General features: G+C 41.6%; 8 protein-coding genes and 3 pseudogenes. 4 read left to right on the forward strand and 7 right to left on the reverse strand.

The window, feature by feature from the left end:
• Positions 1-332: 332 nt before the first annotated feature.
• Together AABK37_RS38715 and AABK37_RS38720 are read right to left on the reverse strand one after the other, a co-directional pair.
• Positions 333-488: pseudogene (locus AABK37_RS38715) on the reverse strand (ISAzo13-like element ISMae28 family transposase); the annotation flags it as partial.
• Between the two features lie 130 nt (positions 489-618).
• A pseudogene (locus tag AABK37_RS38720) lies at positions 619-747 on the reverse strand (fatty acid desaturase); the annotation flags it as partial.
• A 159-nt stretch (positions 748-906) separates the two neighbouring features.
• Between AABK37_RS38720 and AABK37_RS38725 the strand changes: the two are divergent.
• The 3 genes from AABK37_RS38725 (at position 907) to gmk (ending at position 3716) form a co-directional block, all read left to right on the forward strand.
• Positions 907-1440: a hypothetical protein gene (locus AABK37_RS38725; RefSeq protein ID WP_432556715.1), complete on the forward strand. Its 534-nt coding sequence runs from the start codon at positions 907-909 to the stop codon at positions 1438-1440.
• Positions 1441-2687: 1247 nt separating this feature from the next.
• Positions 2688-2954: an extracellular matrix/biofilm regulator RemA gene (gene remA / locus AABK37_RS38730; protein WP_039748225.1), complete on the forward strand. Its 267-nt coding sequence runs from the start codon at positions 2688-2690 to the stop codon at positions 2952-2954.
• Between the two features lie 162 nt (positions 2955-3116).
• Positions 3117-3716 carry a guanylate kinase gene (gmk, locus tag AABK37_RS38735; RefSeq protein ID WP_432556716.1) on the forward strand — a complete coding sequence of 200 codons (600 nt, stop codon included), beginning with the start codon at positions 3117-3119 and terminating at the stop codon, positions 3714-3716.
• Positions 3717-3839: 123 nt separating this feature from the next.
• On the opposite strand, the gene AABK37_RS38740 is transcribed toward gmk, so the two are convergent.
• From AABK37_RS38740 to AABK37_RS38750, 3 genes are all read right to left on the reverse strand, one after another.
• A complete protein-coding gene (locus AABK37_RS38740) occupies positions 3840-4361 on the reverse strand; it encodes a photosystem I reaction center protein subunit XI (RefSeq protein WP_432556717.1) in 522 nt (173 codons plus the stop codon).
• 242 nt (positions 4362-4603) lie between these two features.
• Positions 4604-4738, reverse strand: a complete 135-nt coding sequence (locus AABK37_RS38745) for a Photosystem I reaction center subunit IX (protein WP_432556718.1) — start codon at positions 4736-4738, stop codon at positions 4604-4606.
• A 38-nt stretch (positions 4739-4776) separates the two neighbouring features.
• Positions 4777-5274, reverse strand: coding sequence for a Photosystem I reaction center subunit III (locus tag AABK37_RS38750; protein WP_432556719.1), 498 nt, complete (start codon positions 5272-5274; stop codon positions 4777-4779).
• A 175-nt stretch (positions 5275-5449) separates the two neighbouring features.
• Here AABK37_RS38750 and tsaD point away from each other — a divergent pair, with 175 nt between their 5' ends.
• Positions 5450-6541 carry a tRNA (adenosine(37)-N6)-threonylcarbamoyltransferase complex transferase subunit TsaD gene (gene tsaD / locus AABK37_RS38755; protein ID WP_432556720.1) on the forward strand — a complete coding sequence of 364 codons (1092 nt, stop codon included), beginning with the start codon at positions 5450-5452 and terminating at the stop codon, positions 6539-6541.
• Between the two features lie 563 nt (positions 6542-7104).
• Here the strand turns inward: tsaD and AABK37_RS38760 are convergent.
• Positions 7105-7554 (reverse strand): hypothetical protein, encoded by a 450-nt coding sequence (locus tag AABK37_RS38760; protein ID WP_432556721.1) that lies wholly within the window; start codon positions 7552-7554, stop codon positions 7105-7107.
• A 13-nt stretch (positions 7555-7567) separates the two neighbouring features.
• Positions 7568-7920, reverse strand: a pseudogene (locus AABK37_RS38765) (hypothetical protein); the annotation flags it as partial.

The raw sequence follows: 7920 nt of genomic DNA on the forward strand, positions 1-7920 counted from the left end.
CCACATCACAAATAGTAGATGTCACGGTGAATAAATTCACCGTTGGCGCTACATCCCTGCTCTAAAGAGACAGGGTTTTGCACCTATCGCGCTTGTCTTATAATAGAAGCTCCGATGGCTGACCGGAGTCGTTATTATGAGGCTTGCGCGTATCGCTCTTTACCGTTTATTCGGTCTAGCGTTAATTCGGCTGATGGTTCACCCATATCTGCAAGAAAGTTTTCAAAAGAATGCCATCTTTCACAAACTAAAATCCCTCTTTTACCATAGTTTGAATAAGAAATATAGCTTTTCAAATAACAACGACACATCATACTGTGCCAAGTGCTATATGTTTTTGTCCAGTTTTTCTTTTTGCTTTGAGCTAGTAATTGTCCTCCATAACCTAACTCCATCACAATTTGTGCTTGAAAACGCCGTCTTTCTGCACCTTTGAGTTCGCTTGCTGTTTCCTTAAACACTTTTTTGACTGAATCAGTTAATTCTATCAACATTCTAAACACCCAAAATTTTCTCTCCTAATTGAATTTACTACAAAAAGGGTAAGGAGAAGCAGCCTGAGGCTGCTTCTCCTTACCCCCCCCCTAACAATGATTATCATTCTGATCACTGGTGATTTTATTCCTTGGAAGTCCCTAAACCATTTGAAATATCTGGATTGTCTGGACATAAAGCCTCATGTGCCTCTGGCAATTTGTACCAAGGAATAGTAGGGTAAAGGTGGTGAACATAGTGATATCCGTCGTTATGGAACCAAAACGGAAAGCCAGTATTTTAATTTAAGTTAACAATTTTATTCTAAAAATAGTGCTATTATATTCAGTAAATTTTGATGTTCTGGATGTGCTGAAGTACCTATATTTTCCCTTTACTTCCCGATAAATCCTGACAAACTTTTAAAAATTTATGAATCTACACAATAACAATAATGATTCTGAAGTGATTCTTACTATGATAGATCACATAGTAAAATTTATAGAAAAGCCAAATCCTGTTTTTGACAATATGCCCGTTTGCCCTTTTGTAAATAAATTTCGTCAGGAAAATAAAATTATATATAAAATTTCTAATTTTTACTACTTTGAAGAATTGGGTTTAGATGCAAAAGTCCTGGATTTAATCAATGAATTTAAAACAGATAAGTATCACGAAGTAATGATAGTTATTCATCCAGATAAACAAGCTCTTTCATTAGATAAGATGAAGCAGTTTACAAAACATTTAAATAATCTTATATCTCCTCTCGGTTTAATTGCTTTCAGTGGTCATCCACTTGATGATTTTAATATAGATGGTGTTTATACAAGGCGAGATCCATTTATAAATTTTACAGTTCAAAATATACAAAAGGTTAATCTGTTTGCAGAAAAGTTAAAATCTACTGGCTATTATGAAAGATGGACATTAGAAAATCTTAAATATATAAATCATGTTATTTAAAAAGACATTATTTTACTATTCAAAAGTGAACAATAACCTCTGTTCATTCTGAGGATAACCCGTTATATTTAGTGATTTTTCTGTAAAATTAGCGTCAGTCACTTTCTTGATCCATATATTTATTAACATTTATCTTTGAAGCTCCCTTATATAATTTATCACTACCTACTTAATTATTGCCTGTGTGGAGACATTTTTAATAACCATCTGATGGTGTTTAAAATGTCCTCTTTTTGAATCATTTCGTGGGGTTGATAGGGGACGCATAAAGTTAAGAAAAACGAGCAACCTTAACAAAACCGAGCGGGATAAAAGTATCGTACTATACCAAATTCTCTCCTCCCGCTCGGTTTTGTTCCGAGATCCACAAGTTGTAGCCTAGACCAGCAAAAAGGTTGCTCGTTTTTCTCTCTTTTTTTCCACGGGTGTAGCTGCTTGTTGTGCCATATTCGCTTCGTATCAACCCGACTTTGACAGATAGCAGTGACTTTCGCTTTGTCACCCCGTCAGGGTGTCAACTTAAGCTGAAAACCAGTCTAGAAAGATTCATTTTCATAATTATCATACTGATGTTCACTCATGAATTTTATAACTTTTTCAGAGGATGTTCTCAAGATTCGCTGAACTACTCATTACTTGGGTAATGGTAAAAAATTAAGGATTGGATTTTGAGGAACACCATCTTTAATATCTAGTGTTATTTATATCTTAAATTGACCATTAAGTTTTATTTTTTCCTTAAATTTACCATCTACTAAATAAGTAAGGGAGAGTTTCATACCTTGCCTTAGATGGATTTGAAGTCGAGGACCCGAAACTTGGACGACTCCGAATTTATCTGTGGCAAAATTTACAATGCGCTCTTGCGCTGCCACACATCCGATATCCTTGGTGTTGGTTGAACGTATGAATCCTTTGAAGGTAAGCGCAAGAAGTTCTTAAATCTTTGTGGCTATCTTGGGTTGACACCTTTGTACGAAACTAGCGCTCCCCCATGCCCTACGCTTGATCGATCGCGAGTGATGTTTAATTAGCCGACCTACTCAATAGCTTGTGTTAGTGTTGCTTTGCCTATGTCTTGAGAAGTATTTTGAGTAATATTTGGGCATAAATAGCTAAAAAAAACAGTGAGAATTTAAAAACGCTTATTGGCTTGAATTTAATCGTTGTAACTCCAATTTTTTATAGATAACATGTAAATAAGTTACTAATAAGCTTCTCACACTGTATTTGGCATAAGTTTTTTTATGGACATTCAGTTAATCAACATCGGTTTTGGCAACATCGTGTCTGCCAATCGAGTAGTTGCTATTGTCAGTCCAGAGTCTGCCCCGATTAAGCGGATTATTACTGACGCAAGAGACAGAGGTCAACTGATTGACGCGACTTATGGTCGTCGCACTAGGGCTGTAATTATCACTGATTCTAGCCATGTGATTCTCTCAGCGATTCAACCAGAAACGGTAGCAAATCGCTTTGTGGTTTCCCGCGAGCATCAAGTTGTAGATAATTGATTGGGGGTGGGTTGAAAGCCCCACCCCTATTTGCGCCATATCAGCAGTAATATGTGAATTAGACAAGTTTTCTGTCACCCATGCTACCAATTTATTAGTCAATACTCGCTCTCGCGAATGGCTAATGAATAATGTCTATCGATTAATTCACAAGTTGAGCGGATGATGCAAGTTTTATCCATCCAGAATGGTGCTACTACCCAAGAATGCCCCCCTCTGGGCAGGCTAATTGTTTTAACAGGTCCCAGTGGTGTCGGCAAAGGCACACTCATGCGATCGCTTCTACAGCGTCATCCGGAGCTATACTATTCAGTATCCGTGACGACTCGTTCTCCCCGTCCAGGGGAAATCGACGGCAAAAATTATTACTTTATTAGCCGTAGCAAATTTGAACAATTAGTTGCTCAAGGTGAATTTTTAGAGTGGGCGGAATTTGCTGGTAACTATTACGGCACTCCTCGTGAAGCGGTACTTAACCAAATTCGCGCCGGTAAGACGGTTGTGCTAGAAATTGAGTTGGAAGGGGCACGACAAATCCGCGCTTCTTTCCCTAGCGCCCTCAGCATCTTTATTCTACCGCCTTCTTTTGAAGAATTAGAGCAACGGATACGCAATCGCGGACAAGACTCAGAGGAAGCGATCGCCCGTCGTCTGCAATGTGCCCAAGAAGAAATTAAAGCCGCTGAAGAATTTGATATTCAAATCGTGAATGACGATTTGGAGACCGCTGTAAATGCGATCGCTGCTGCTTTATTTGGTTAACAGAACACATTCAAATCACGAAGGAATTGTTTTTCACCCCAACAAATAAAGGACACAAAGAAAAAGTTAACCTTTCCTTTGTGTCCTTATCTGATTCACACTGTCATTTGACTAATGACTAAACTAACCGCCGATTAAACCTTGAATTAGTTCGATATTAGAAGCCACAAGGTAGGCAACTACTGCACCACCAAGACCACCAATTAAGAAAGCACTGCCAAAGTTACTCCAGCCTTCTTTAGTTTTAAAAGAATCTGGAGGATTGGGTACAGTGACGGTGGCAACTGGTTGGGGAGGATTGCTATTAGCATACAGGGAGAGGGTGCCGGTAAGAATAACAATTAAGCCAATGGTTGCTAGTAACCCAGCTAAGTTGGCATTATCTGTATTCCGCAGGGGACCCAATTTGGCAAAGGGACCAAATATCCAGTAACCATGAGCCATACCGACTTCTAACCCTCGTCTGAAGGTAGTTATACCTGGGCGATAGGCGGGTAAATTATTAATAAACCACTTGACCAAGGGAGAAGCATTAATCGGCGTTTCTAGATTTCCCCGTTGCGGATCGCGCCATTCTGGAAAGACAACCTCGTTATTTCTCGGATCGCTAGGACGATTTTTTGATGCGTCTATTGCTTGCGCCATATTTTGTCTTTGCCTCTAAATAAGATGCTTGATTATTTATTATTAGTAATAATTGTGTCTAAATATGATTTTTCACAGCGAAGTTTAGAAAAGTTAATTAAGCAAGCATATATAGAGATATGAAAATTGTATGCTGTTTCCAGCATTACCAGTTTCCCAAAATTAATTTGTTAGCAGTTAGCAGTTAGTAGTTAATTGACAACTAACTACTAACTGCTAACAAAATTGTTTAATTCCGTCGATTATGGCATCGGGTGGAAAAGTAGGTCGGGGAACAAGTTGTTAAATACAATCCACAAAACGGCAACAAAAATCAAATGAGCGAATAGCAAAACTGGTGCTAGGGAAAGATATTTAAGGAAATAGTTCTGCTGCATGAATCATTCTCCCAAATAAGTAAAATTGAGGTGTATTGTTAGCGTGGTGAAATGGGGATTTCGGTATCTTTAGCTGTCAATTCGCCAGAAAGCAACTCTTTCACGGCGGCTAGGGGCCAAGTAAAGCCTGACAGCATCAGTGAAAATGCCTTTGGCACCTCGATGATGATTTCCTTTCTTTCTACGTCCCCACCTTCTTTCTTGATGGCTTGCAGATAGGCGCGACCTACCCAACCAATCCATCCTGCGATATACAAAAAGAGAATGCCCGGTATTATAAAGTCACCAGCGCGATCTAGACGACCATCGACTATTAAATGAGGTAAACCTTCTGGACCACACATAGCTTGGGCATAACGCTCAAATCGCTTTTGCCCTGAGGCAGGGTCGCCGGTAGTGTTACGCGCTTCTGCTGCCCGTTGTTGAAAAGCAGGAGAGTCCTTGCAGGGTACAAGGTCAGCCCCTAAAGCTTTTGCTGGCGGGGCAAAATTGAACATTAGACAAATCGCCAAAACCAAAGTAAACAATCGTCTCATTGAGTTGTTTCCTTTTATTACGAAACAAAAAGTTTTTGTACAAAACGAAGCGGCTTGTACAGTGTTTATCAGCATAACTAGGAAGTCATCATACTCTTGCCTGGGAACCGAGTAAAGTTTAAGTAAATAAAAGTTAAAGCTTCGACATCAAGTCTCAATTAACCATAATCCTGTCATGGCAACCGTTTTAGCGATAGAAACCAGCTGCGATGAAACTGCCGTAGCAATTGTAAACAATCGTCAAGTTTGTAGTAGTATTGTTGCCTCGCAAATTCCGGTTCATCAGCAGTATGGCGGGGTAGTACCAGAAGTGGCATCCAGGCAGCATCTAGAAACGATAAATCAGGCGATCGCTCAAGCCCTCGAACAAGCAAAACTAGATTGGGCAAAAATCGACGGAATTGCCGCAACTTGTGCCCCCGGACTAGTGGGAGCGCTCTTGGTGGGGTTAACTGCCGCCAAAACCCTGGCAATAATACACAATAAGCCATTTTTAGGAGTTCACCACCTTGAAGGTCATATTTACGCGACTTACCTAAGCGAGCCAACTATCAAGCCTCCTTTTCTTAGCTTACTGGTTTCCGGCGGACACACAAGCTTGATTTATGTCAAAGATTGTGGTATATACGAAACCTTAGGACAAACTCGCGATGATGCGGCAGGTGAAGCGTTTGATAAAGTAGCGCGGTTGTTAAAGTTGGGCTATCCCGGTGGACCGATGATTGATAAACTGGCGCAGTCAGGCAATCCGCAAGCCTTTGTTTTGCCCGAAGGAAAAGTTTCCTTACCGGGTGGCGGGTATCATCGGTATGATTCGAGTTTTAGCGGATTAAAAACGGCGGTACAGCGACTAGTGCAACAATTCGAGAAAAATGGCGAGCAAGTACCTGTAGCGGATATTGCGGCGAGTTTTCAAGAAACCGTAGCGCGATCGCTTACCAAAAGAGCGATCGCCTGTGCCCTTGACTACGATCTGAAAATTATCGCCGTCGGTGGAGGCGTAGCCGCCAACAGCGGTTTGAGGAAACATTTACAAGCAGCCGCCTGCGAGCGTAACCTGCGCGTGTTATTTCCCCCAATGAAATATTGCACCGATAACGCCGCCATGATAGGCTGTACAGCCTCAGAGCATCTAAGGCTTGGTCATACATCGCCACTTACCCTAAGCGTTCAATCAAGACTGTCTCTTACCCAGGTGATGGATTTATATCAAATAGGGGAAGGGGAAAGGGGAGGCAGTGCGTTGCGCGGGTTAAGCGCGTTGTAGCATCTGCTTATGATTGGGGAAAGGGGAGGCAGGAACCATGAGATGCAGTTGACGACGCGATGCTGGAGGACGACGAATCGAAGTTTCTCTTATGTGAGGTAATCTTGTTTTTTAAGTTCTCCGACCGTTTGGGCATCGGAATTTGAATAGTAGGAATCCCCAGTAACTCGCTTACCCGCTTCAGGCAGCATTTGACCCAAATACCCACCCACGCCGACTTCGCGCCAAGTCCCCAAAGGTCGGACGGAAGTTGTGATTTGCGATCGCCTAAATCGTTTACATACGATTTGGATGGATGGTGGCTATCGAGGGGAAGACTTTATGCGCGCTCGTTATGGATGTATTCCGGTGGATTGTTGAGATAGTTCTCAGACCCACAGGAGTTGAGGGGTTTTGTCCTATTACCAAAGCGCAGGGTGAAGGAGCGAACATTAGGCTCGTGCTTAATTGGTATAGAAGACTAAGTAAGGAGCGAGCTCATATTACCTGAAACTTCCGAAACTTTTATTTACATTGCAATGATACGAATTATGGTTAGGCGACTCGCGTAATTTTTTACTCGTTTAGACTTTTAAAACATCCTCTAACGCTCTATCAAGATGTAACCATTTGGACAATTTACTAATTCGGGTTGAAAGCCCTCCTGGTGCTTGAGGACCAAGCTTGTTATCAATTACTTTTAGAAGACTCAAATCGAGACCATTTAATAAAGCATTTAATTGGTTCAACTTGTCGTCATTGCTGTTAACTTGATTTTGAATTGCTGAACCACAAGGGCTATTACCACAAGGATCGCCTGGAGTTGGTGGGTTAGGACTGTTAGGGCCTTGAAAATCTGGAGACCTAGCGGGGATAGGTGGAATAAAAGGAAAAGGTGAGGGGTCTTTTTCTGGCGTTTTGTTTTCGGGATTTTGGTTTTTTGGTTGAGGACTTACAGCATCAGGAACTGGATTAGATAAGGAAGATGGTGGTTTGTTACTGGGTGCTGAATTTGGCGGTGTTGGCGGGAGCATACGCTGCAGGTGCTTATTTTGCTGTCGGTTGGACATTCGGAGACACTCTAGCACCGCTAGTATTTGGCGTGGGTGGTGGTTTGGCGGCTGATGGTGGTGGTGGTTGGGTCGGGCGCTTGCTAGTCGGGGTAGGTTGCTCCCAACTAGGGTTACGGCTTGTTACTCGTGTTGGGTCAGGAGGTTCGACCGGAGCAGTCCTTTTGCGAATTTCATCTCTGCGGGCTTGTTCGCGCTTGTCAAGTTCTCGCTTTTTTCTAGCTTTAATAGCTTGGTAGTTAAATTTGACAATGTTTTTCTCGTCAATATAACTAGGTGGCTTTGGGTAACCAGTAAACTTTTTTGGGTCTAATTTGTAGACCTCCATAG

The sequence above is a fragment of the Tolypothrix sp. VBCCA 56010 genome (assembly GCF_050875635.1).
Taxonomy (GTDB): Bacteria; Cyanobacteriota; Cyanobacteriia; order Cyanobacteriales; family Nostocaceae; genus Hassallia.